32 protein-coding genes are annotated in these 21,643 nt (G+C 40.3%); 26 read left to right on the forward strand and 6 right to left on the reverse strand.

The annotated features are described in order from the left end of the window. The first annotated feature begins 429 nt into the window (after window positions 1-429). From rpsL to rpsJ, 4 genes are all read left to right on the forward strand, one after another. Window positions 430-843, forward strand: coding sequence for a 30S ribosomal protein S12 (gene rpsL / locus GSQ74_RS16340; RefSeq protein WP_073405808.1), 414 nt, complete (start codon window positions 430-432; stop codon window positions 841-843). Window positions 844-862: 19 nt separating this feature from the next. Then, window positions 863-1,330 (forward strand): 30S ribosomal protein S7, encoded by a 468-nt coding sequence (rpsG, locus tag GSQ74_RS16345; RefSeq protein WP_158995275.1) that lies wholly within the window; start codon window positions 863-865, stop codon window positions 1,328-1,330. Between the two features lie 112 nt (window positions 1,331-1,442). Continuing rightward, on the forward strand, window positions 1,443-3,554 hold the full coding sequence (gene fusA / locus GSQ74_RS16350) for an elongation factor G (RefSeq protein WP_158995277.1): 2,112 nt from the start codon (window positions 1,443-1,445) through the stop codon (window positions 3,552-3,554). Window positions 3,555-3,676: 122 nt separating this feature from the next. Beyond that, window positions 3,677-3,982: a 30S ribosomal protein S10 gene (rpsJ, locus tag GSQ74_RS16355; protein WP_022830652.1), complete on the forward strand. Its 306-nt coding sequence runs from the start codon at window positions 3,677-3,679 to the stop codon at window positions 3,980-3,982. A gap of 645 nt (window positions 3,983-4,627) precedes the next feature. Here rpsJ and GSQ74_RS16360 read toward each other — a convergent pair. The 4 genes from GSQ74_RS16360 to GSQ74_RS16375 all read right to left on the reverse strand — a co-directional run bounded on the left by GSQ74_RS16360 (window position 4,628) and on the right by GSQ74_RS16375 (window position 7,641). Then, window positions 4,628-4,783, reverse strand: coding sequence for a hypothetical protein (locus tag GSQ74_RS16360; protein ID WP_158995279.1), 156 nt, complete (start codon window positions 4,781-4,783; stop codon window positions 4,628-4,630). A 63-nt stretch (window positions 4,784-4,846) separates the two neighbouring features. Further along, entirely contained in the window at window positions 4,847-6,133 is a 1,287-nt protein-coding gene (locus GSQ74_RS16365; protein WP_158995281.1) for a retroviral-like aspartic protease family protein, read from the reverse strand. Between the two features lie 344 nt (window positions 6,134-6,477). Then, window positions 6,478-6,909 carry a hypothetical protein gene (locus tag GSQ74_RS16370; protein WP_158995283.1) on the reverse strand — a complete coding sequence of 144 codons (432 nt, stop codon included), beginning with the start codon at window positions 6,907-6,909 and terminating at the stop codon, window positions 6,478-6,480. A gap of 6 nt (window positions 6,910-6,915) precedes the next feature. Next, on the reverse strand, window positions 6,916-7,641 hold the full coding sequence (locus GSQ74_RS16375) for a hypothetical protein (protein WP_158995285.1): 726 nt from the start codon (window positions 7,639-7,641) through the stop codon (window positions 6,916-6,918). 131 nt (window positions 7,642-7,772) lie between these two features. On the opposite strand from GSQ74_RS16375, the gene GSQ74_RS16380 reads away from it, so the two are divergent. Then, window positions 7,773-9,032, forward strand: coding sequence for a prephenate dehydrogenase (locus GSQ74_RS16380; RefSeq protein ID WP_158995287.1), 1,260 nt, complete (start codon window positions 7,773-7,775; stop codon window positions 9,030-9,032). Here GSQ74_RS16380 and GSQ74_RS16385 read toward each other — a convergent pair whose 3' ends face one another. Beyond that, window positions 9,033-9,428 carry an acyl-CoA thioesterase gene (locus tag GSQ74_RS16385; protein WP_158995289.1) on the reverse strand — a complete coding sequence of 132 codons (396 nt, stop codon included), beginning with the start codon at window positions 9,426-9,428 and terminating at the stop codon, window positions 9,033-9,035. 210 nt (window positions 9,429-9,638) lie between these two features. On the opposite strand from GSQ74_RS16385, the gene GSQ74_RS16390 reads away from it, so the two are divergent. Further along, window positions 9,639-10,724, forward strand: a complete 1,086-nt coding sequence (locus GSQ74_RS16390; RefSeq protein WP_158995291.1) for a hypothetical protein — start codon at window positions 9,639-9,641, stop codon at window positions 10,722-10,724. 13 nt (window positions 10,725-10,737) lie between these two features. On the opposite strand, the gene GSQ74_RS16395 is transcribed toward GSQ74_RS16390, so the two are convergent. Next, the gene (locus GSQ74_RS16395) at window positions 10,738-12,192 is read right to left on the reverse strand and encodes a C45 family peptidase (protein ID WP_158995293.1); all 1,455 of its coding nucleotides are present in this window, start codon (window positions 12,190-12,192) and stop codon (window positions 10,738-10,740) included. 269 nt (window positions 12,193-12,461) lie between these two features. Between GSQ74_RS16395 and rplC the strand changes: the two genes are divergently transcribed. The 20 genes from rplC to rplO all read left to right on the forward strand — a co-directional run bounded on the left by rplC (window position 12,462) and on the right by rplO (window position 21,643). Then, on the forward strand, window positions 12,462-13,079 hold the full coding sequence (gene rplC / locus GSQ74_RS16400) for a 50S ribosomal protein L3 (protein ID WP_158995295.1): 618 nt from the start codon (window positions 12,462-12,464) through the stop codon (window positions 13,077-13,079). 1 nt (window position 13,080) lies between these two features. After that, window positions 13,081-13,710: a 50S ribosomal protein L4 gene (rplD, locus tag GSQ74_RS16405; RefSeq protein ID WP_158995297.1), complete on the forward strand. Its 630-nt coding sequence runs from the start codon at window positions 13,081-13,083 to the stop codon at window positions 13,708-13,710. A gap of 2 nt (window positions 13,711-13,712) precedes the next feature. Continuing rightward, window positions 13,713-14,003: a 50S ribosomal protein L23 gene (gene rplW / locus GSQ74_RS16410; protein WP_158995299.1), complete on the forward strand. Its 291-nt coding sequence runs from the start codon at window positions 13,713-13,715 to the stop codon at window positions 14,001-14,003. Between the two features lie 5 nt (window positions 14,004-14,008). Next, window positions 14,009-14,836 (forward strand): 50S ribosomal protein L2, encoded by an 828-nt coding sequence (gene rplB, locus GSQ74_RS16415; protein ID WP_158995302.1) that lies wholly within the window; start codon window positions 14,009-14,011, stop codon window positions 14,834-14,836. After that, the gene (gene rpsS / locus GSQ74_RS16420) at window positions 14,836-15,102 is read left to right on the forward strand and encodes a 30S ribosomal protein S19 (RefSeq protein ID WP_158995304.1); all 267 of its coding nucleotides are present in this window, start codon (window positions 14,836-14,838) and stop codon (window positions 15,100-15,102) included. The genes rplB and rpsS overlap by 1 nt, the downstream gene beginning before the upstream one ends. A 3-nt stretch (window positions 15,103-15,105) precedes the next feature. Next, window positions 15,106-15,534, forward strand: coding sequence for a 50S ribosomal protein L22 (gene rplV / locus GSQ74_RS16425; RefSeq protein WP_158995306.1), 429 nt, complete (start codon window positions 15,106-15,108; stop codon window positions 15,532-15,534). Window positions 15,535-15,536: 2 nt separating this feature from the next. Beyond that, window positions 15,537-16,415 (forward strand): 30S ribosomal protein S3, encoded by an 879-nt coding sequence (gene rpsC / locus GSQ74_RS16430; RefSeq protein ID WP_158995308.1) that lies wholly within the window; start codon window positions 15,537-15,539, stop codon window positions 16,413-16,415. A 47-nt stretch (window positions 16,416-16,462) separates the two neighbouring features. Continuing rightward, entirely contained in the window at window positions 16,463-16,885 is a 423-nt protein-coding gene (gene rplP, locus GSQ74_RS16435) for a 50S ribosomal protein L16 (RefSeq protein ID WP_073405789.1), read from the forward strand. A gap of 86 nt (window positions 16,886-16,971) precedes the next feature. Continuing rightward, on the forward strand, window positions 16,972-17,181 hold the full coding sequence (rpmC, locus tag GSQ74_RS16440; protein ID WP_158995310.1) for a 50S ribosomal protein L29: 210 nt from the start codon (window positions 16,972-16,974) through the stop codon (window positions 17,179-17,181). A gap of 10 nt (window positions 17,182-17,191) precedes the next feature. After that, on the forward strand, window positions 17,192-17,446 hold the full coding sequence (gene rpsQ, locus GSQ74_RS16445; protein ID WP_008506277.1) for a 30S ribosomal protein S17: 255 nt from the start codon (window positions 17,192-17,194) through the stop codon (window positions 17,444-17,446). 1 nt (window position 17,447) lies between these two features. After that, window positions 17,448-17,816 (forward strand): 50S ribosomal protein L14, encoded by a 369-nt coding sequence (rplN, locus tag GSQ74_RS16450; RefSeq protein WP_067059744.1) that lies wholly within the window; start codon window positions 17,448-17,450, stop codon window positions 17,814-17,816. A 2-nt stretch (window positions 17,817-17,818) separates the two neighbouring features. Beyond that, window positions 17,819-18,163, forward strand: a complete 345-nt coding sequence (gene rplX, locus GSQ74_RS16455; RefSeq protein ID WP_158995312.1) for a 50S ribosomal protein L24 — start codon at window positions 17,819-17,821, stop codon at window positions 18,161-18,163. Then, entirely contained in the window at window positions 18,163-18,726 is a 564-nt protein-coding gene (gene rplE, locus GSQ74_RS16460) for a 50S ribosomal protein L5 (protein WP_158995314.1), read from the forward strand. Before rplX ends, rplE begins: the two co-directional genes overlap by 1 nt. Next, entirely contained in the window at window positions 18,719-18,988 is a 270-nt protein-coding gene (gene rpsN / locus GSQ74_RS16465; protein ID WP_158995316.1) for a 30S ribosomal protein S14, read from the forward strand. The genes rplE and rpsN overlap by 8 nt, the downstream gene beginning before the upstream one ends. Before the next feature lie 152 nt (window positions 18,989-19,140). After that, the gene (gene rpsH / locus GSQ74_RS16470; protein WP_158995318.1) at window positions 19,141-19,539 is read left to right on the forward strand and encodes a 30S ribosomal protein S8; all 399 of its coding nucleotides are present in this window, start codon (window positions 19,141-19,143) and stop codon (window positions 19,537-19,539) included. A gap of 16 nt (window positions 19,540-19,555) precedes the next feature. Beyond that, the gene (gene rplF, locus GSQ74_RS16475) at window positions 19,556-20,113 is read left to right on the forward strand and encodes a 50S ribosomal protein L6 (protein WP_158995320.1); all 558 of its coding nucleotides are present in this window, start codon (window positions 19,556-19,558) and stop codon (window positions 20,111-20,113) included. Continuing rightward, window positions 20,110-20,472 carry a 50S ribosomal protein L18 gene (rplR, locus tag GSQ74_RS16480; RefSeq protein ID WP_371724821.1) on the forward strand — a complete coding sequence of 121 codons (363 nt, stop codon included), beginning with the start codon at window positions 20,110-20,112 and terminating at the stop codon, window positions 20,470-20,472. Before rplF ends, rplR begins: the two co-directional genes overlap by 4 nt. Window positions 20,473-20,484: 12 nt before the next feature. Beyond that, entirely contained in the window at window positions 20,485-21,003 is a 519-nt protein-coding gene (gene rpsE / locus GSQ74_RS16485) for a 30S ribosomal protein S5 (RefSeq protein WP_158995324.1), read from the forward strand. Window positions 21,004-21,009: 6 nt separating this feature from the next. Continuing rightward, window positions 21,010-21,189 (forward strand): 50S ribosomal protein L30, encoded by a 180-nt coding sequence (rpmD, locus tag GSQ74_RS16490; protein WP_158995326.1) that lies wholly within the window; start codon window positions 21,010-21,012, stop codon window positions 21,187-21,189. Window positions 21,190-21,193: 4 nt separating this feature from the next. Next, on the forward strand, window positions 21,194-21,643 hold the full coding sequence (gene rplO / locus GSQ74_RS16495; RefSeq protein ID WP_158995328.1) for a 50S ribosomal protein L15: 450 nt from the start codon (window positions 21,194-21,196) through the stop codon (window positions 21,641-21,643).

Genomic DNA, 21,643 nt, shown 5'->3' on the forward strand with positions numbered 1-21,643 from the left:
CGGAAGGGGAGACTTTAGCTTCGCCCGCGTTTGTTTTTTTAAGTCCTCCCTACCGGGGAGGATTTAGGTGGGGCTTAACTTAATGACATTGGCTTAATGCCTGTGCGCGTATGAGCGGAAAGCGGGGCTGACTTTGATAGGAGCAGAGGCAGTGGTTTTCAAAATGTCTGAACCTTGATTCATAGGATTAAAGGATTTCATGATTTTGATTTGCTTTTTTCAATCCATCTTTAAGTCATGAAAATCATGGTTCAAGACTATATACGGTTACTCTGTACAGCATGTCATTGCCACGCTGCGCTCGCAATGACATGGTAGTTAAGGCTATTGTGAAAAATAATTAGCGTACCCTATTGAAAATCAGAAATATTGTCCCTACCTTTGCAGTCCTTAAAATAAGGATAAAACTGTAAATACAAAAAGGAAAAAATGCCTACTATTCAGCAATTAGTTAGAAAAGGTAGAGTAGCTCTGGTTGACAAGAGTAAGTCACCAGCGTTGGACAGCTGTCCACAGCGAAGAGGAGTATGCACCCGTGTGTATACCACTACCCCTAAAAAACCAAACTCAGCAATGCGTAAAGTTGCCCGTGTGCGCTTAACCAATGGAAAAGAAGTTAACGCTTATATCCCAGGTGAAGGACACAACTTGCAGGAACACTCAATTGTATTAATCCGTGGTGGTCGTGTTAAAGATTTACCAGGTGTACGTTACCACATCATCCGTGGCGCGTTAGATACATCAGGTGTTGCGGGTCGTAATCAGCGCCGTTCAAAATACGGTACTAAACGCCCTAAACCAGGTCAAGTAGCTGCGGCTCCAACAAAAGGTAAAAAGAAATAATTAAAGGAGGATAGTAAAAATGAGAAAGTCAAAACCGAAAAAGAGAATCCTTCTTCCTGATCCAAAATTCAATGATATTTTGGTAACCAGGTTTGTAAATAACATGATGTATGATGGTAAAAAATCTACCGCTTACACCATATTTTACAATGCAGTTGAAATAGTTGAAAAGAAAACAAGCGAAAACGGGTTAGAAACCTGGAAAAAAGCTTTAAATAACGTAATGCCTGCTGTTGAAGTAAAAAGCCGCCGTGTTGGTGGTGCTAACTTCCAGGTACCTACAGAGGTTCGTCCGGAGCGTAAAATTGCTTTGGGTATGAAATGGCTGATCAGCTATGCACGTCGTCGTGGTGAAAAAACCATGATGGAGAAATTAGCAGGCGAGATCATGTCAGCAGCTAAAGGTGAAGGTGCAGCAGTGAAGAAGAAAGAAGATACGCACAAAATGGCTGAGGCTAACAAAGCGTTCTCACATTTCCGTTTCTAATAAATTAGATTACACCGATTTAATAGTACGATTACACCGATTATTTATGTTTACACGTTATAATCGGTGTAGTTGTTAAATAGAATCAGGAAAATCAAAATCAAAAAAATAGATGTCAAGAGATCTTAAATATACAAGAAACATAGGTATTGCCGCTCACATTGATGCCGGTAAAACCACTACAACAGAGCGTATCCTTTACTACTCGGGCGTTAGCCACAAGATTGGTGAAGTACACGAAGGTGCAGCTACAATGGACTGGATGGCGCAGGAGCAGGAACGTGGTATTACCATTACCTCTGCGGCTACTACTGTTGGCTGGAAATACCGTGGCCATAACTACCACATTAACATTATCGATACTCCGGGACACGTGGATTTTACTGTAGAAGTAAACCGCTCGTTACGTGTATTAGATGGTTTAGTGTTCTTATTTAGTGCTGTTGATGGTGTTGAGCCTCAATCAGAAACTAACTGGAGACTTGCTAACAACTACAACGTTGCCCGTATAGGTTTCGTTAATAAAATGGACCGTTCAGGTGCCGACTTTTTAAATGTTGTAAAACAAGTGAAAAGTATGTTAGGCAGTAACGCTGTTCCACTTCAGTTGCCAATTGGTGCAGAAGAGAACTTTAAAGGTGTTATTGACTTAATTAACTGGAGAGGTATTGTTTGGAATGAGCATGATAAAGGTATGACCTTTACTGAAGTGCCTATCCCTGAGGATATGATCGAAGAGGCTACTGAGTGGAGAGAGAAATTATTGGAATCAGTTGCTGATTACGATGAGAGCCTGATGGAGAAATTCTTTGACGCTCCTGAAACTATCACTGAACGCGAAGTGCTTGACGCTTTACGTAAAGCAGTTTTAGATGCTAAGATCGTTCCTATGGTTTGTGGTTCATCTTTCAAAAACAAAGGTGTACAAACCATGCTTGATTACGTGATGGAGCTATTGCCTTCGCCACTTGATGTTGATGGTATTGTTGGTACTAACCCTGATACAGGCGAAGAAATTGTACGCCAGCCATCAGAAAAAGAACCATTTGCTGCATTAGCGTTTAAAATCGCGACGGATCCTTTCGTAGGCCGTTTGTGCTTTATCCGCGTATACTCTGGTAACTTAGAGGCAGGCTCGTATGTATATAACATGCGTTCAAGCAATAAAGAGCGTATCTCACGTATATTCCAAATGCATGCTAACAAGCAAAACCCTATACCTAACGTAGGTGCAGGTGATATTGCTGCGGTAGTAGGCTTTAAAGATATTAAAACAGGTGATACCCTTTGCGACGAGAAACACCAGATCATCCTGGAATCAATGAACTTCCCTGAGCCGGTTATCGGTTTGGCTATTGAGCCTAAAACTCAGGCTGACGTTGATAAATTAGGTATGGCTTTAGGTAAATTATCTGAAGAAGATCCAACCTTCCGTGTGAATACTGACGAAGAAACCGGCCAAACTGTAATTTCAGGTATGGGCGAGCTTCACTTAGATATCATCATGGATCGTTTGAAACGTGAGTTTAAAGTAGAGGTTAACCAAGGCGCGCCACAAGTTGCTTACAAAGAGTCAATCACTGGTTCTATCCAGCACCGTGAAACTTATAAGAAACAAACCGGTGGTCGTGGTAAATTTGCTGATATACAAGTTATATTATCACCAAACGACGAAGGTAAAGAAGGATTACAATTTGTTAACGAAATTAGCGGTGGTTCAATCCCTCGTGAGTTTATCCCATCTGTTGAAAAAGGCTTCGCGGCTTCAATGGCAAATGGTGTGTTAGCAGGTTTCCCTTTAACTAACTTAAAAGTAAGGTTAATTGATGGTTCATTCCACGCGGTCGATTCAGACGCGCTATCTTTCGAGTTAGCAGCTAAGATGGCTTACCGTGAGGCATTGCCAAAATGTAAACCAATGTTGTTAGAGCCGATCATGAAAATCGAAATATTAACCCCTGAAGAAAACATGGGTGATGTTATCGGTGACATGAACCGTCGTCGTGGCCAGCTGTTAGGTATGGATTCACGTGCAGGTGCACAGGTAATTAAAGCAACTGTACCATTGTCGGAAATGTTTGGTTATGTAACTCAGTTACGTACCATTACTTCAGGCCGTGCTACTTCAACCATGGAGTTTGATCACTATGCTGAAGCACCACGTAACGTACAGGAAGAAGTAGTTGCTAAAGTAAAAGGTAAAAAAGCAGCACAAAACGCGTAATTAGTAATTAGTTGATTGGTGAGTAGAGATTAGTTCTTTTATTTTCCAATCAACTTATTAAATACAATAAATCCATCAACCCTAATAAATAGCTCTTAGGGTTGGTATAAAGCAAAAACAAAATGAGCCAAAGAATCAGAATCAAACTAAAATCTTACGATTACAACTTGGTTGATAAATCAGCTGAGAAGATCGTTAAGACTGTAAAGCCTACCGGCGCTGTAGTAAGCGGACCGCTACCTTTACCAACTGAAAAGAAAATCTTTACAGTATTGCGTTCACCGCACGTAAACAAAAAAGCACGTGAGCAATTCCAATTATGCTCTTACAAGAGGTTATTGGATATCTACAGCTCTAACTCAAAAACTGTAGACGCTTTAATGAAACTTGAATTGCCAAGTGGAGTTGAAGTTGAAATCAAAGTGTGATAGTACCGGAAGGTACGAAAGCTAGAGTCAGGATATAAGAATCAAGATTCAAGATATAAAAAGCCATTCGATTTTCGGATGGCTTTTTCGTTGGATTGTCATTGGAAGAGCGAAGCATTATTCATACCCCTTTGTCATTCTGAACGTAGTGAAGAATCTTCTGCGGTGTGCACTTCTACAGCATTGCATTGGCGTTTTCTTTTCTTTGGTATCGCTGCGCTAAACGTCACTTTCTTTTTGGCCGTCAAAAAGAAAAGTAACCAAAAGAAAACTTCCGGCTGCGCCTGCTTCTTTGAAGGGTTGTGCTTGAACTTATGGTGTGGTTGCCGAACCAGACGATGCAGAATTTTGCGGTTAACTTAGGTCAGTGTTTTTTACATTTTTCTATATATATGCGTCATTGCAAGGAACGAAGCAATCTCTATGGTATGCAAATCAACTTTTTGCCCGTTCAAGCGTCTTTCGCTTGAATGCAGAACGATGTAAGCGTCCACGCTTACAATAATATTATCTTTGACCGTTTAAGCATCTTTCGCTTGAATGTAGAACGGTGTAAGTATCTACGATTACAATAATTGTTGGCCTATAATAGAGTAAGCGTGGACGCTTGAACTGGCGTAGAGTTTTTTAACTCTTATGACCGTATCACTTAGTAACTTGTTTCTTTATGATTACGGTATTCACCACATTGGCTTTTCCATCCTTTACACCTTCTTTGTAAATGGTTTTTACAATATCGTAGCATGGCACAGTTAAAAATATAGCACCTGCAATAATTAGGGATCTTTTTTTGAATTGCATATTGATGTATTTAAGATTGTAATATATAAATTATTTAGCAGCAAAAACGCTTTAAAATTTGGATCAATTCCCTTTTATGTACATATACTTAAAATTGTAAATAATCTCGTTGAAGTTTTTGGTGAAGTCCTGGCCGATGTTGCCGTAGAATTTTTCATCGGGGACTATTTTTTGCTGGAGTACATCAACACTGTCCACGGTTACGGTTTTGTTGCCCAGGGTGAGGTTGATTTTAGGGAGCACATACACTTCCTTCTTTTGTGAGCCGCCTGCTCCGCCGAAACCGACCATCTTCTTTTTGGCGGTTTTTATAACGTCGGCTTTATATTTGTTGAGATAGGACACATAAAACATTGACGAGCTTGCACCGGAATCGAAATGAAAGTCCAGCGTGTCTTTACCTGCTTTTAAGGCAATAACCGGGTCGAGGCCATCAAGCGCAAAATTATGCAGGTCGCTTTTGGCGGGAATTAGCGGAATGGTCATTTTACCATTCTTGAAAATATGCACTTCGCCCAATTGTTCAATAACCGGGAAGCCGATGATCATGTTAAGTTGAAACTTAACGGGGGCAATGTACAATATAGCGTCGGGCATTACCTGGAATACTACGTTTTTTACCAGTATGTCGCCAATATAGAGGCTGTCGGCAATGCCCATACCAGTTTTAAAAGTAACGCCAGTTGCACCACTGCTTTCATTGTAAGAAACATTTAAAATATGCAGACCTAATTTTGTAGCATAGGTTTTTGTTATGGTTGATATATTGGCCCGGGTATCGAACACTCCATTGTAAACAGTAGCGTTGCATTTTACAGGAATTTCGATCAATCCAAGTTTATTGTGCGACCAGGGTATTGAGGTGTTGTTTTTTGTAATGGTTTGCTGAGGCGCGGTATTTTTTAAAGCGCTGCGAAGTAAAATATCATTTTTAATATCGTCGATATAATCTTTAGACAATGCCTTTGAGTACAGTTTTAATATGCTGCTATCCGCTTGTGCCGCTTTGGCGTATTGATATATTTTGAAATAGCTATCACTTTGCAAACGCCTCATATTAGCCTTAACAGAATCGGGTAGCTGATTGGGGAAGTTTTTTAAAAGTAGGTCTACATCATTTATACAATCAACATTGCGGTTGAATACATTATCAATAAAAGATGTATAGTACAGCTTCTTTTCATCACCCAAACTATCATTATATAATTTTACCAGGGTTTCCAATTTAAAATACTCTTTGTTATCTAACAGAGCCTGAAGTTTATTCGCGGCGGCAGCACTCAATGGAGGTTTATTGTTACAGGCAGCCAATGTTGCCAGCGCCAATAAAATTGATAAGGTAACTTTCATAGATCCAATTTATGAATTTTAAAATATTGGATTGCCTGGTATAGTAAATGTTACAATTTATGCTATTATTTAGAGCGAAGGTTTCCGAAGATAAAGAATAAATATGAGTACCATAGCGGTACAATTTAAAGTTTAAAAAGGTAAAAAGCAGTAATTTTACAGTCTTTTTTTGATCAAAACCGTCATTTTTCAGGTGTTTTAGGGCGAAAATAAGCTTCAAAATGCTATTTTTAAGGGATTTTTAAGTGGTAAAAAGGCGTTTTTTAGTACTCAAACGGCATTTTTTTAGCCTAAAAGTGTACCAAATGTACCACCTGTTCCACTTGTGCCGCGGTACAGTACAGCTATTCCGGATTCAGGAAATCCTGCCAGACACCTTCCAGCTCATCAACCAATTCCGGCCGGATAGAGATGCCGGATGCTTGCGGTGTCCAGGTTTGGGCGGTGAGGTTGCCGGTTTTTAAAATATCTAAAGTGAGTATGGGGTGCTTGTCGGGGTTGAGCAGTACATCAAATTCGATAACGATACGGTGGTATGTTCTGCCCTTACGTAAAGCGAGGAATGGCTCGGATGATATAATACCCGAGGCGAATATGCCTTTAGGCTCTATGCCAACATGAACAAAATAGGCCCTGTCGCCGGGGCGGATGGTTTTGTGGCTAGCTACGCTCCAGTCTTCCTCAAGTCTATGGCCTGCCTGTAGTTTGGCAATATCATCATCCAAATCATCCCACTTAAACTTAATAGGGTTCCATCCGAATAAGTAAGCCTTCATAGATAATTATCCCCTGCCTAAAAGCTCGTCGAGCTTGTTGCGCTCGGTTTGCAGTTCGCGGGCCATTTTCTTTTCTTTTTCAACGGCTTTGGCTTTGTATACGCGGTATTCTTCTTCCAGTTCGCTATATAGTTGGGTGCGGTATTTAGCTTCACGCATACTTGCTCCTGATCTTGCTATAACAATTGCAGCAACAGCACCAAATATGATTACCAGTCCCCACATAATCAGGTTATAGGTTGCCTTGGTGAGCGGTACACCGATCAGGCTTACTTGATTCACTTTTTCGTTGGATTCGTTTAGTGATTGTGTATTTGCTTTGATGCTGGCCTGTAAACTATCGATAGTTTTATTAACAACAGCCAGCTCGCTTTGTGAAGCCTTTAAGCTCTTGCGCTCCTGAGTAAGGGTATCGGTAATACTCTTGTGAAAAGCATTCAATAACGGTTGCTGATAAGCGTAAACCTTGGTTAGTAAATATTGGTATTGGCCCTTAAGGCTGTTATCTACTGGTTCTGCGGATTTTGCAGTTGCAATACCTGCTTTTGTGCTGTCGGTTACTCTTGATGCGTAGGTTCCGGTGGCAGGTTTGTACGTTTTGTACTTCGCATACGGATTGGTAACGGCCGGTTTTGTAACCGGAACCTTTTTCACAGAATCCTGCGCATAAAGGGATGCTACACTAAAACAAGTTAATACAATAAGGAATTGAAGGGTAAGCGGCTTCTTCATATTGTGAAATTACATATAACAATGCTAATAAAACAAGCATAATTTTGTTTTATTGTTTGTTAAGCGATGATTTAAGGTGTTGTTTTTCTCCTTTCATACGGAAATTTGCCGCTCATAGTTATATTAGCAGAATGAATATTGGCATGATTGGTTTGGGCGACATGGGCAAGCTTTACGCAAAGGCCTTTGCAAAAGCAGGTTACACCGTATGCGGTTGCGATTTGCCCGAAAATATAAATTCGCTTAAGCAGGAACTCTCACCTTTTGGTATAAAAATATTAGATAGCGGCAAAGATGTTGCCCGAACTAACGACCTGATTATTTATTCGGTAGAAGCTGAAAAGCTAGAGCAGGTGGCCGCCGAATGTGGCCCGGTAACTAAGTTCGGTGCGATAGTGGCCGGGCAAACTTCAGTTAAAACTCCGGAGGTAAATATCTTTGAAAAATATCTACCCGCTGATGCCAAGATAATCACTTTTCATGCTATGCACGGCCCAGGTTTTGAACCGAAAGGGCAGAAGCTGATCCTGATCCCGCATCGCACGGATAAGGAGGCTTACAAACGAATGCTCGATCTGTTTACCGCTATCGAAACTGATATAGTAGAAATGGCCGACTACCACGAGCACGATAAAATTGTAGCCGATACCCAAGCCGTAACCCACGTAGGATTTGAAAGCATGGGTACCGCCTGGAAATCTGCCGGGTTTTTTCCTTGGGAAAACGGATCCTATGTTGGTGGTATTGATAATGTGAAGATATTAACCACCCTGCGTATATTCAGCTACAAAGCACACGTGTACGCTGGTTTGGCTATATTAAACCCATACGCAAGACAGCAGGTTAAAGCTTATGCTGAATCGGAGTCGGAATTATTTAAGTTGATGATTAAAGAGGAGGAAGACGCTTTCAGAACTCGCCTGTACCGTGCACGGGATTTTGTTTTCCATGAAAGCCGCAAGCCGATAATGTTAAGCGATACGGTTATGAAGGAATTTTCCCTATCATCCCAACCTGAACTTCAAAAACCCAACTCGCACCTAAGCATATTAAGTATGGTTGATGCCTGGTATCACCTGGGCGTAAATCCTTATGACAACCTCATCTGCCAAACGCCGCCTTTCCGCTTGCGCTTAGGTATTGCTGAGTATCTATTTAAAAACGAAGCGTTACTGGAAGAATCCATAGAAACCGCCCTATACGATAAAACCATCCGTGGTGACGATTTGGAATTTCACTCCGCAGTGCGCGAATGGTCGGCTATTATTGGTTATGGCGATATGGAAGGCTACAAAAAACACTTCAACGAAGTACAAAACTTCTTTAGTCACCGTTTGGATGAGGGTAAAGCGCAAAGTGGCGAATTGATCAGAAGATTGATGATGGAATAATTAATCTTCCTCCCTCAATCGTTCATCAGTATAAGTAATCTCTGTTTTACCGTGTTTTACGGGTTTGCCATTATCATCAAGACTAACAAATACGATCTTATCTATTGTCAGGATAGTTTTGTGGGTGATTTTGTTGCGCACTTCGCAGGTTAAGGTGATAGAAGTGTTACCGAAGTGCGTTGCTTTAATACCCAACTCAATAATATCACCCTGACGTGCAGAGTTGATAAAGTTGATCTCCGACATGTATTTAGTAACACAGCCATTAGTTTCTAACTGTACAATAGTATATATCGCGGCTTCTTCATCTATCCAGCTTAATAACCTGCCACCGAATAATGTACCATGTGCATTAAGGTCTTCGGGTTTTACCCATTTACGTGTATAAAAGTTCATAGCATTAATAAAATGCAAAAATATAGTTAATGTTATACACTACATATCTTTAAACTGTAATCTATCAATCACCCAGCAAGAATATAAACTATTCTGGATAAAGAAAGTCTTGAAAAAAGAATATTATCTCTTGATAAATTAATTTTTTGTTTTTAAATTAGCTGTAAATCAGGCAGTAAGATAATCTTTATGCCTTAACCTATCCTTATCATGAAAAAAATAGCCTTTAAAACTGGCTTGGTATTATCTTTTTGTATAATACTGTCAAGCGCATTTGGTAAAACCAAAACATTCAAATACTTGCCAGCCGAAATTAGTGTAAAAGCTGATTCACCGACTGCAGTTAAGCCTGTCGATACTACAACCAATAACCCTTACGGCGGTAAAACTTTTATTTTTAATCAGAGTTTGCGTGTTAAATCATGTGCAAACTCAGTAGGAGACAGCGTGTCAAGTACTGGCCCAATTGTGTTAAAGGGATCCAGGTTTACGGTAATGTCTGTAACATCCGGTGGCGACCTGGTAATCTCGTTTTGGATATGGAGTATTAAAAGCGGCCAGCAAACAGAAGAACTCACTTCAAAGGTTTCGGGCTCTTCATATGAAGAAAATAAGAAATACTACGAACAACAGGATCGGATAATGGAGCGTAAGACATTTAATTTTAAAAAGGATGCCGATCAACCATACGCGCCATCAAGTATTCATGCCTTAAATGATAATAGGTTATTCTTTGTCCTCACAAAAAGTGATTTTGACAAATATTGTTCACCCTATGTAAGTGTACCTAGTTGGGACATCTCTTTTGGCATATTGAGTACACCCTTTAAACTTCGGTTTGATAAATTTTCATTTACCAATAACCTAAGTGTTGGCGGCGCGGTATATTTTCAAAAGAAATTTAATGCTAACAGTGCATTCACCTGGGGTTTTGTAGTTGGCCTTTCATTATCGTCAGTTTCTCTTGATGCATCTTCAACTAATGTTTATCCCGATGGTACTACTGATGCCACCAAATCAACAAGCAGTACTTCGCCTTTGTTAACCAGTACAACAAGGCCCGCGTTTACACCTTCTTTACATTATTTAATAACGTATAAAAATATCAGCTTTCTGGTCGGCGGTGGGTTTGACTTTATCAGCAAAACGACCAATATCCCCACCCCAACAAATCCCGAAGCCGGTTGGATATATAACGGCAAACCCTGGTTAGGTATAGGCTTTGGTATTAGTTTGTTTAACAATAATTCGTCGAGCGCAACTACACCGGTCGAAGGGCAATCATCAAGTCAATAACATATCGTCGATATTATTTAGCCGTAAACAAAGTCCAGGGATAAGCCTTCATATCGCGGAGGTATTTGCTTTGGTAACCATATTCCGGGTGTTTTTTAAAGAATGGCCCCGCTAAAAAATCGGTACCGCCGGGATGGCCCATATGCGCCCAAAGCTGCATGTTGCTGGCTAGGGCGCTGGTGGTAACTTTTCCTTGCACAGCGCCCATTGGGTAGTATGGTCCTTCGTTCCATTCTGGTACACCTTTAGGGTCTTGATCTACGTGGCCATCGATTACACAACGATCAAGAGCATGTTTTTTGTTTAGAGCATCGTAGGTGTCACCTTCAATAACTTTACCGGTTGCATCATTCAATTTGCCTTTATAATCAACAGCTACTAATTGCTGCATCCTTAATTTGCGGGCATTAGGAGAGTTGGTAGGATCATTTACGTTAAATGTAGTTTCTTCTTTTATCAGCTTAGGATCACTTGGGAAATTAGAGCCTATCATAGCGGTATCTTTTGATCGCCAAACTTTATAATCTTTCAAGCCAAGTTCCAGCTTGGCAACCTCGTTGGTTTTAATATCACCAATCAGCCAATCATTGGCATAACCGCCATTATTATCCGTAGTCATAATACGAATTACGTCATCAATACTTTTACTGTATTGTGCGGCTTTGCGGGCGCGAACAAATTCAGGTGTACGCGTAGTATCAAAACCTAAGAAACCGGTTATGGTAGTTTCGGTAATTAATATGCCGCTATTGGTTACCACAAAATCATCACCGCTGTGGATAAAACCCGGGGCGCAGTCCATTAATATATGGTTGCCCTTTTGTGGGGTGATATCTGCAATAACATTCCAGCGTTCACCTTCAATGTAATCTGTCCAGTTATTATGGCCGATTACAATCTTGCCGTCTTTAGTGTATTTGCCAGTGGCGATAAAAGCGCTGCAATTGCCGGGTGCTTTATTATTACCACTGCCCGGCTTAATTTTATTATCCAATCCCGGCACATAATATTGCGAAAGCTCAATATTGGCATTCAACGCTACAAGGTCAAGGCTGTCATATTTATAGCCTTTAGCGTTTAAGCCCTCGGCAATACCTTTTAATTCGGCCTGATATTCAGGATCTATCTTATTCCACATGAATCTTTTTGAAGCTGCGCGATAAAAGGTCCAATCCCTTTTACTGGTATGCGGCAAATAAAACTGCATCACTTTAATCAAGGTATCTATTTCTTTCGCTAATAGGTAACCATGCTGAAAACCAATATCCGATGGCGAACCAGCTAAATGGACATAGATCCAACCATTTTTATCCTCGCGGGTTGCTTTTCCTAAGCGATCATGTGTGCTTGTAACTGTGGTTAAAACAGTAGTGGTAGTGGTTGTATTAGTACTTGTTGCAGGTTGCTTACAACCTAAAAATAAAACGGCAACAATCAGCACAAAACTGGTTTGGGTGAGATTCTTCATTGAGTCAATAATAAGATCAGTTAATAGTCGAGCTGAATTTAAGAAATAAGTATTGATTAATCAAAAAAACAGATCCGTCAAATCAACAGGATATTGCTTTTAATGAGTTCCTTATCCCCAAAAAGGCTTTACCAAATATTTATGAAAAAATAACGTAGTAACTATTTGATATTTAATGGAAAGTTCCTATCTTTGCCGTCCCTTAACGGGGAAGAATTGCCTTGAACGAAGCCCTACTGCTTCGATGGGCACAAATAAATTAAAAGAAAATGTCAGGAATTATTGGTAAAAAGGTAGGAATGACCAGCATTTTCGATGAAACAGGGAAAAACATTCCTTGTACAGTAATCGAAGCTGGCCCTTGCGTTGTAACACAAGTTAGATCTGTGGATACAGACGGATATGCTGCTGTTCAGTTAGCATATGGCGACAAGAAAGAAAAAAACACCTCAGGCCCTTTAAAAGGCCACTTCCAAAAAGCCGGTACTGCTCCAAAGCGTAAGCTTGTTGAATTCAAAACTTTCGAAGACGAAAAAAACTTAGGTGATACTGTCACTGTAGATATTTTCGCTAGCGGAGATTTTGTTGACGTGGTAGGTACTTCAAAAGGTAAAGGATTTCAGGGTGTTGTAAAGCGTCACGGTTTTGGTGGTGTGGGTATGCAAACTCACGGTCAGCACAATCGTCTACGTGCACCGGGTTCATTAGGAGCGTCATCATGGCCTTCTCGTGTATTCAAAGGTATGCGTATGGCTGGTCAAATGGGTAATGAGCGCGTTAAGGTTCAAAACTTAGAAGTTTTGAAGGTTTATCCTGAGCAAAACCTATTAGTAGTTAAAGGTTCCATACCTGGAGCTAAGGGTTCATTCGTAATAGTGGATAAATAAGATGGAAGTTAAAGTATTAAATGTATCAGGTAAAGAAACAGGTGCCAAAGTGCAACTTCCTGAGTCCGTATTCGGTATCGAACCTAACGATCACGCTATCTATCTTGATGTTAAGCAGTTTTTAGCTAATCAACGTCAAGGTACGCACAAATCAAAACAGCGTAATGAGATTGCAGGTTCAACCCGCAAATTATATAAGCAAAAAGGTACCGGCGGTGCCCGTGCAGGTAGCGTAAAATCACCATTGTTTAACGGTGGTGGCCGTGTATTCGGTCCGCAACCACGCGATTACAGTTTCAAATTAAATAAGAAACTTAAAGCGCTGGCACGTAAATCAGCCTTATCATATAAAGCAAAAGATAACAATGTAGTTGTTTTGGAAGATTTCAATTTTGATTCTATCAAAACTAAAAACTACATACAAATGGTAGCCGATCTTAATGTTACTAACGTAAGAACATTATTAGTATTGGCAACTGCAGATAACAATGTGTATTTATCAAGCAGAAACTTGAAGAAAGCGAAAGTTATTACTGCCGATCAGTTAAACACTTATGATGTGTTAAACGCTGGCAAACTTTTACTAACCGCTGGTGCTGTTAAAACTTTGGAGGAAGCATTAGCTAAGTAATTATGGAAATTTTAAGAAAACCCTTACTTACCGAAAAAGTAGCTCAATTAACTGAGAAGCTTAATCGTTATGCTTTTATAGTTGACCCACATGCCAACAAAATCCAAATAAAAGCAGCTATTGAAAAAATGTACGGTGTTAACATTACAGATGTAAATACCATGAGGTACGTTGGTAAATTAAAAAGCCGCAATACTAAAGCAGGCGCCGTTAGCGGTCGTGCTGCTTCGTATAAAAAAGCGATCATCACGCTGAAAGACGGTGAAGTTATAGACTTTTACAGCAATATATAATAGAGATGGCAGTTAAAAGATTTAAACCGGTTACACCGGGCACCCGTTTCAGAGTTGATGTTATTAATTCTGACATCACTACTAACGTTCCTGAAAAATCGTTAGTTGTATCAGCTAATACAAGATCGGGCGGTCGTAACAACAGCGGTAAAATGACTATGCGCTACATGGGTGGTGGTCATAAGCAAGCATATAGGTTAATAGATTTCAAACGTAATAAATTTGACATCCCTGCAAAGGTTGCAACTATTGAGTATGATCCTAACCGTTCAGCCCGTATAGCGCTACTTCACTTTGTAGATGGTGAAAAAAGATATATGATCGCTCCGGCAGGATTAACAGTTGGACAAACTGTTGTATCAGGCGAAACAGCAGCTCCTGAAGTTGGAAATACAATGCCATTGAAAAATATCCCATTGGGTTCTATTATTCATAACATTGAATTAAATCCAGGCCAGGGTGGTATCATCGCACGTAGTGCAGGTGCTTATGCTCAGCTATCAGCACGTGACGGCAAATACGCTATCATCAAATTGCCTTCAGGCGAAACACGTATGATCTTGTCAACTTGTTTGGCAACTATCGGTACCGTTTCAAATGGCGAAAAAGCAAACGCGGTGTTAGGTAAGGCTGGTCGCAAACGCTGGTTAGGTCGTCGCCCAAGAGTTCGTGGTGTAGCCATGAACCCGGTAGATCACCCTATGGGTGGTGGTGAGGGAAGAGCCTCAGGTGGTCACCCACGTTCACGCAAAGGTTTATTAGCTAAAGGCTACAAAACTCGTGACAAAAAGAAATCATCGGATCGTTATATCATTGAAAGAAGGAAAAAATAATGGCTCGTTCAATTAAAAAAGGACCTTACATCGATCATAACCTTGACAAAAAGGTTACGACGCTAAATGATTCAAACAAGAAATCAGTTGTAAAAACATGGTCGAGACGTTCCATGATCTCTCCTGATTTTGTTGGTCATACATTCGCAGTACACAACGGTAACAAATTTATCCCTGTGTATGTAACAGAAAATATGGTTGGTCATAAGTTGGGTGAATTTGCCCCAACCCGTACATTCCGCGGTCACGCAGAAAAGAAAAAATAAGGCATGGAAGCAACAACTAAAATCAAAAAGTCTGTACTAATCAGGCAACAAAAAGAAGCAGCAAAAGCCCTTGTGGGTGGATCTTCAGTTGCTAAATTACAGAACTGCCCAACTTCACCTCGCAAAATGCGTTTGGTGGTTGATCTGATACGTGGTGAAAACGTTGAGAAAGCGTTATACATCTTAAAATTTACTAATAAAGAAGCCGCGATACGCGTTGAGAAATTATTGTTATCAGCTATTAAAAACTGGGAAGCAAAAAATGAAGACAAACGTGTTGAAGATAGCGCTCTATATGTTAAAGAGATCTCGGTAGGTGGTGGCCGCCAGTTAAAAAGATTACGCCCTGCTCCGCAAGGAAGAGGATACCGTATCCGCAAACGCTCAAACCATGTAACACTTATTGTGGACAGTAAAAACGATAACAACTAATTATGGGACAGAAAGCAAATCCAATAGGTAACAGGTTAGGAATCATCAAAGGTTGGGATTCTAATTGGTTCGGTGGAAATCACTATGCCGATAAATTAGTTGAAGACGAAAAGATCCGCAAATACCTTTCAGCACGTATAAACAAAGGTGGTGTATCTAAAATAGTTATTGAGCGTACTTTAAAACGCATCACGGTAACTATCCACACTGCACGCCCGGGTATTGTAATAGGTAAAGGTGGCGCTGAGGTTGATAAGATCAAAGAGGAGTTGAAAAAACTTACTAAAAAGGAAGTTCAGATCAATATCTTCGAAATCAAACGCCCAGAGCTTGATGCACAATTAGTTGCAGAAGGCATAGCAAAACAATTAGAAGCACGTATCTCTTTCCGTCGTGCGATGAAAACCACAATTGCTTCAACCATGAGAATGGGTGCTGAAGGAATTAAAGTGATGACATCAGGCCGTTTAGGCGGTGCGGAAATGGCACGTAGCGAACAATATAAAGAAGGAAGAATTCCTTTGCACACTTTCCGTGCTGATATTGACTACGCTTTAGCAGAAGCATTAACTACTTATGGTAAAATAGGTGTTAAGGTTTGGATCTGTAAAGGTGAAGTTTACGGCAAACGCGACTTGTCTCCAAACATTGGTGGTACAAGCAGCAACAGCGGTAAAGGTGGACGCCCAGAAGGTAACGCAGCCGGTTTCGGTGGCCGTGGTGGCAACGAAAGAGGTGGTGACCGTAACGATCGCAGAGGCGGTGGTGACAGGAAACCAGGTGGTAACCCTAACAACCGTGGTGGTGGTGGAAATCGCCCAGGTGGTCCAGGAAACAGCCGTCCAGGTGGCAATCGCCCGGGTGGTCCAGCAAAGAGATAATAACAATAGTAGATTAATATATCATTTTGATATAAAAGCTTAAGAAAATGCTACAGCCAAAAAGAACTAAGTTCAGAAAGATGCAAAAAGGCAAGATGAAGGGAAACGCCAGTCGTGGCGCTGAACTTTCATTCGGATCTTTCGGTATAAAATCACTCGAGCCGGCCTGGATTACCAGCCGTCAGATCGAGGCTGCCCGTATTGCTGTAACACGTTTTATGAAACGTGAAGGCCAGGTGTGGATCAGAATATTCCCTGACAAACCTGTAACCAAAAAACCAGCGGAAGTACGTATGGGTAAAGGTAAAGGTGCCCCTGAATACTGGGTAGCGGTAGTACGCCCCGGAAGGATCATCTTTGAAGCAGAAGGTGTGCCATTGGACGTTGCTAAAGAGGCTTTACGCCTTGCAGCGCAGAAACTGCCGGTACAAACAAGATTTATAGTACGTAGAGATTACGTAGAAGCATAAATAAAAAAGTTAGCGGTTTTGAGTTTGCAGTTATCAGTTTGATAAGCGGGCTTAGAACTAAAAACTCAAATAACTAACAAGAGAAAATGAAGAACTCAGAAATTTTAGAGCTATCAACTGAAGAATTGGTTGCAAGAATCGGCGAAGAGAGAGCGAATCTCACCAAACTGAAATTTGCACATGCAGTTTCAGCTATTGAGAACCCAACACGTATCACAAAAGTACGCAAGGAAGTTGCTCGTTTAACTACTGAATTAACTAAGCGCAAAGCTGCGCCGGCTTCTGAAAAGAATTAATTTTTTAGAAATGGAAAGAAATTTAAGAAAAACACGTACCGGCCTGGTAGTTAGCAACAAGATGGAAAAATCTATCGTTGTAGCTGTTGAGCGGAAGGTGAAGCACCCGATTTATGGTAAGTTCGTTAAGAAAACTACCAAATTTATGGCTCATGACGAGACTAATACCTGTGGTATTGGTGATACCGTTTTGATAATGGAAACACGCCCGTTGAGCAAAAGCAAAAACTGGAGATTAGTTCAAATTTTAGAAAGGGCTAAATAACATGGTACAACAGGAATCAAGATTAAATGTAGCTGATAACAGCGGCGCTAAAGAAGTTTTAGTTATCCGCGTATTGGGCGGTACCGGCAAAAGATATGCTTCTATTGGCGATAAGATAGTAGTTACCGTAAAAAGCGCGATACCATCAGGTAACGTGAAAAAAGGTACTGTATCTAAAGCGGTAGTAGTACGTACCAAAAAAGAAATCCGTAGAAAAGACGGTTCATATATACGTTTTGACGATAACGCAGCAGTATTGTTAAACAACCAGGACGAGCCACGTGGTACACGTATCTTCGGCCCTGTTGCAAGGGAACTGCGTGAGAAACAATTTATGAAAATTGTATCATTAGCACCGGAGGTATTGTAACAATGGATAAGAAAAAACACGCACAACCAGCTAAATTAAAAATCCGTAAGGGTGATTTAGTGCAGGTGATAGCTGGCGACTCAAAAGGTACGCAAGGTAAAATAACTGAAGTAATATTAGCTACAGGCAGAGCAATTGTTGAAGGTGCTAACTTAGTATCAAAACATACAAAACCTAATGCTGCTAATCCTAACGGCGGAATTGTTAAACAGGAAGCTGCTATACACGTATCTAACTTAGCGTTGGTTGATGCCAAAACTGGTAAACCAACACGTGTTGGAAGGAAATTAAATGATGCCGGCAAATTAGTAAGGGTATCGAAAAAATCAGGGGAGGAAATTAAGTAATGACTTACACACCAAGATTAAAAACAAAATACAAGGACGAAATTCGTACCGCGCTGAAAGATAAATTTCAGTACAAAAGCGTTATGCAGGTTCCTAAATTGCAAAAAATTGCAATTAACCAGGGTGTAGGTGGTGCAACTACCGATAAAAAACTTATCGAGAACACCATTACTGAGTTAACTACCATTACCGGCCAGCAAGCAGTATCTTCAAAATCTAAAAAAGATATATCAAACTTTAAATTGCGTAAAAATATGCCAATTGGCGTACGTGTTACCTTGCGTGACAACACAATGTATGAGTTTTTAGATCGTTTGATCGCGGTTGCTTTACCACGTATACGTGATTTTAAAGGCATCAATGATAAAGGTTTTGACGGAAGAGGTAACTATACTTTAGGTATTACAGAGCAAATTATATTCCCTGAGATTAATATTGATAAAATCAATAAAATTCAAGGTATGGATATTACCTTTGTAACCTCGGCAACAAACGATGTTGAAGCACTTGAGTTGCTTAAACAATTTGGATTACCATTTAAAAATCAAAATATCAATGGCTAAAGAAGGTATAAAAGCACGTGAACTTAAACGTGCTAAGTTAGTAGCTAAATATGCTGAAAAAAGAGAAACTCTTAAAGCAGCAGGCGATTACGCAGGTTTAGATAAATTACCTAAAGCTGCATCACCGGTGAAATTGCACAACCGTTGCAAATTAACTGGCCGCCCTCGTGGTTATATGCGCCAATTCGGTATTTCACGTGTTACATTCCGTGAAATGGCCCTTGCTGGTAAAATACCGGGAGTAAGAAAAGCTAGCTGGTAATATTTCAGTAGCAAGTATATAGTAGCAAGTATCAAGATGAAAATCAATACTGGTTGCTTGATATTAGCGACTAGATACTAAAATGAAGAATTAACCGATAGAAGGTCGTCCCGGACGTTACGGGAAGGAAACCACTGTCATAACATACAAAAATGAATACAGATCCAATCGCAGATTATCTTACAAGAGTAAGGAATGCTATTAAAGCCAACCATAGGGTTGTTGAAATTCCTGCATCAAATCTGAAAAAGGAAATCACTAAGGTGCTTTTCGACAAAGGTTACATCGCGAACTACAAGTTTGAGGAAAATGGCCCGCAAGGAACTATTAAAGTGGCATTAAAATACCATCCGATAACTAAAATTTCTGCTATCCGCAGCATCGCACGTATAAGTAAACCAGGTTTGAGGAAATACGCAGGCATGGATAATATGCCAAGAGTATTAAATGGTTTAGGTATCGCCATCCTGTCAACTTCTCACGGTGTAATGACCGATAAAGAAGCTCGTCAGCAAAATGTTGGTGGTGAAGTTTTATGCTACGTTTATTAATAGGAGAAATTAAGCAATGTCAAGAATAGGAAAAGCACCAATAGCACTACCGCAGGGAGTAACTATAACTGTATCACCAGAGAACCTGGTTACTGTTAAAGGCCCTAAAGGTGAGTTGCATCAAGCTGTAGACAGTGACATCATTGTTGAGCAGGAAGAAGGAAATTTGCTTGTTAAGCGCCCTTCAGAGCAAAAACGCCACAAAGCATTACACGGGTTATACCGTTCGCTTTTAAATAATATGGTTGTAGGTGTAACCACTGGTTACAAAATTGAGCAGGAATTAGTGGGTGTAGGTTACCGCGCAACCAATACAGGTAATACATTAGATTTAGTGTTGGGTTATTCTCACCACTGGGTATTTGAATTGCCACAAGAAATTAAAGTTTCAACAACTGCTGAAAAGGGAAAAAACCCAACTATCATTCTTGAATCAATTGATAAACAATTGATCGGTCAGGTAGCTGCAAAAATACGCTCGTTACGTACACCAGAGCCTTACAAAGGTAAAGGTATCAAGTTTGTTGGCGAAGTATTGAGAAGAAAAGCAGGTAAATCAGCATCTAAAAAATAATCGTCATGGGAGCTAAACTATCAAGAAGAGACAGAATAAAGAAAGGCATCAGAAAACGCCTTTCAGGTTCAACAGCGCGTCCGCGCTTGTCTGTATACAGAAGCAATAAAGGTATTTATGCCCAGATAATTGACGATGTATCCGGAAAAACTATTGTATCAGCATCATCTTTATCAAAAGATTTTGTAGCAACACCAGGTACCAAATCAGATCAATCAGTAGCCGTAGGCAAACTGGTAGCTGAGAAGGCCTTAGCTGCTGGCATTAAAGATGTTGTTTTCGATAGAAACGGTTATTTGTACCATGGCCGTGTTAAATCACTGGCTGAAGGTGCACGTGAAGGCGGTTTAAACTTTTAATCGAAACAGGAAATGTCAACAATCAACATAAAAAGAGTAAAAACAAGCGAGATCGAATTAAAAGACCGCTTGGTGAGCATACAACGTGTAGCCAAAGTAACCAAAGGTGGCCGTACATTCAGCTTTTCTGCTATCGTAGTAGTAGGCGACGAGAACGGTGTTGTAGGTTATGGCTTAGGTAAAGCTAAAGAAGTAACTGAAGCTATTGCTAAAGGCATTGATGATGCTAAAAAGAACTTGGTAAAAGTGCCTATCATTAACGGTACTGTACCTCATGAGCAAATTGGTAAATTTTCAGGTGGTTTTGTTTTCATTAAACCAGCTGCAAATGGTACCGGTGTAATTGCTGGTGGTGCGATGCGTGCAGTATTAGAGTCTGCAGGTGTTCACAACGTATTGGCAAAATCAAAAGGTTCATCAAACCCGCACAACGTGGTTAAAGCAACAGTATCAGCATTATCACAATTACGTGATGCTTATACTGTAGCACAACACCGCGGCGTTAGTTTAGGTAAAGTATTTAACGGATAATTAGTCATGGCAAAAATCAAAATAACTCAGATTAAAAGCGTGATCGATAGAAGTGAACGCCAGAAAAGAACCATCGAAGCCTTAGGTCTTCGTAAAATTAACCACAGCGTGGAAGTTGAAGCTAATCCGGCTATCATCGGTATGGTGAAGAAAGTTAACCATTTGGTAGCGGTAGAAAATATTTAATATCATGAATTTAAGTAATTTAAAACCTGCAGAAGGTTCTACTAAAAATAGAAAAAGAATAGGCCGTGGTACTGGTTCAGGCCGTGGTGGAACATCAACCCGTGGCCATAAAGGTGCGGGTTCACGTTCAGGTACTTCAGCCAAAATTGGTTTCGAAGGTGGACAGATGCCATTACAACGCCGTGTGCCTAAAGTAGGCTTCAAGAATAACAACCGCGTAGAATACGTTGGTGTTAACCTTGATGTATTACAAGGCTTAGTTGAGCAACATTCAGTTACATCAATTGATTTTGCAACACTAAAGGAATATGGTTTAGTATCGAAAAAAAGCGACCTTGTTAAGATTTTAGGTCGTGGCGAACTGAAAGCCACTTTAGAAGTTAAAGCACATGCATTTACTGCCACAGCGCAAAAAGCAATTGAAGCGGCTGGTGGTACCATAGTTAAGCTATAA

Origin of the sequence: Mucilaginibacter sp. L196 (genome assembly GCF_009765905.1) — a bacterium.
In the GTDB taxonomy this organism is placed as follows: Bacteria; Bacteroidota; Bacteroidia; order Sphingobacteriales; family Sphingobacteriaceae; genus Mucilaginibacter.

Bases quoted from the DNA above. Each gene is read 5' to 3' on its own strand.
- rpsL (WP_073405808.1), top strand. From the start codon at position 430: ATGCCTACTATTCAGCAATTAGTTAGAAAAGGTAGAGTAGCTCTGGTT.
- rpsG (WP_158995275.1), top strand. From the start codon at position 863: ATGAGAAAGTCAAAACCGAAAAAGAGAATCCTTCTTCCTGATCCAAAA.
- fusA (WP_158995277.1), top strand. From the start codon at position 1,443: ATGTCAAGAGATCTTAAATATACAAGAAACATAGGTATTGCCGCTCAC.
- rpsJ (WP_022830652.1), top strand. From the start codon at position 3,677: ATGAGCCAAAGAATCAGAATCAAACTAAAATCTTACGATTACAACTTG.
- GSQ74_RS16360 (WP_158995279.1), bottom strand. From the start codon at position 4,783: ATGCAATTCAAAAAAAGATCCCTAATTATTGCAGGTGCTATATTTTTA.
- GSQ74_RS16365 (WP_158995281.1), bottom strand. From the start codon at position 6,133: ATGAAAGTTACCTTATCAATTTTATTGGCGCTGGCAACATTGGCTGCC.
- GSQ74_RS16370 (WP_158995283.1), bottom strand. From the start codon at position 6,909: ATGAAGGCTTACTTATTCGGATGGAACCCTATTAAGTTTAAGTGGGAT.
- GSQ74_RS16375 (WP_158995285.1), bottom strand. From the start codon at position 7,641: ATGAAGAAGCCGCTTACCCTTCAATTCCTTATTGTATTAACTTGTTTT.
- GSQ74_RS16380 (WP_158995287.1), top strand. From the start codon at position 7,773: ATGAATATTGGCATGATTGGTTTGGGCGACATGGGCAAGCTTTACGCA.
- GSQ74_RS16385 (WP_158995289.1), bottom strand. From the start codon at position 9,428: ATGAACTTTTATACACGTAAATGGGTAAAACCCGAAGACCTTAATGCA.
- GSQ74_RS16390 (WP_158995291.1), top strand. From the start codon at position 9,639: ATGAAAAAAATAGCCTTTAAAACTGGCTTGGTATTATCTTTTTGTATA.
- GSQ74_RS16395 (WP_158995293.1), bottom strand. From the start codon at position 12,192: ATGAAGAATCTCACCCAAACCAGTTTTGTGCTGATTGTTGCCGTTTTA.
- rplC (WP_158995295.1), top strand. From the start codon at position 12,462: ATGTCAGGAATTATTGGTAAAAAGGTAGGAATGACCAGCATTTTCGAT.
- rplD (WP_158995297.1), top strand. From the start codon at position 13,081: ATGGAAGTTAAAGTATTAAATGTATCAGGTAAAGAAACAGGTGCCAAA.
- rplW (WP_158995299.1), top strand. From the start codon at position 13,713: ATGGAAATTTTAAGAAAACCCTTACTTACCGAAAAAGTAGCTCAATTA.
- rplB (WP_158995302.1), top strand. From the start codon at position 14,009: ATGGCAGTTAAAAGATTTAAACCGGTTACACCGGGCACCCGTTTCAGA.
- rpsS (WP_158995304.1), top strand. From the start codon at position 14,836: ATGGCTCGTTCAATTAAAAAAGGACCTTACATCGATCATAACCTTGAC.
- rplV (WP_158995306.1), top strand. From the start codon at position 15,106: ATGGAAGCAACAACTAAAATCAAAAAGTCTGTACTAATCAGGCAACAA.
- rpsC (WP_158995308.1), top strand. From the start codon at position 15,537: ATGGGACAGAAAGCAAATCCAATAGGTAACAGGTTAGGAATCATCAAA.
- rplP (WP_073405789.1), top strand. From the start codon at position 16,463: ATGCTACAGCCAAAAAGAACTAAGTTCAGAAAGATGCAAAAAGGCAAG.
- rpmC (WP_158995310.1), top strand. From the start codon at position 16,972: ATGAAGAACTCAGAAATTTTAGAGCTATCAACTGAAGAATTGGTTGCA.
- rpsQ (WP_008506277.1), top strand. From the start codon at position 17,192: ATGGAAAGAAATTTAAGAAAAACACGTACCGGCCTGGTAGTTAGCAAC.
- rplN (WP_067059744.1), top strand. From the start codon at position 17,448: ATGGTACAACAGGAATCAAGATTAAATGTAGCTGATAACAGCGGCGCT.
- rplX (WP_158995312.1), top strand. From the start codon at position 17,819: ATGGATAAGAAAAAACACGCACAACCAGCTAAATTAAAAATCCGTAAG.
- rplE (WP_158995314.1), top strand. From the start codon at position 18,163: ATGACTTACACACCAAGATTAAAAACAAAATACAAGGACGAAATTCGT.
- rpsN (WP_158995316.1), top strand. From the start codon at position 18,719: ATGGCTAAAGAAGGTATAAAAGCACGTGAACTTAAACGTGCTAAGTTA.
- rpsH (WP_158995318.1), top strand. From the start codon at position 19,141: ATGAATACAGATCCAATCGCAGATTATCTTACAAGAGTAAGGAATGCT.
- rplF (WP_158995320.1), top strand. From the start codon at position 19,556: ATGTCAAGAATAGGAAAAGCACCAATAGCACTACCGCAGGGAGTAACT.
- rpsE (WP_158995324.1), top strand. From the start codon at position 20,485: ATGTCAACAATCAACATAAAAAGAGTAAAAACAAGCGAGATCGAATTA.
- rpmD (WP_158995326.1), top strand. From the start codon at position 21,010: ATGGCAAAAATCAAAATAACTCAGATTAAAAGCGTGATCGATAGAAGT.
- rplO (WP_158995328.1), top strand. From the start codon at position 21,194: ATGAATTTAAGTAATTTAAAACCTGCAGAAGGTTCTACTAAAAATAGA.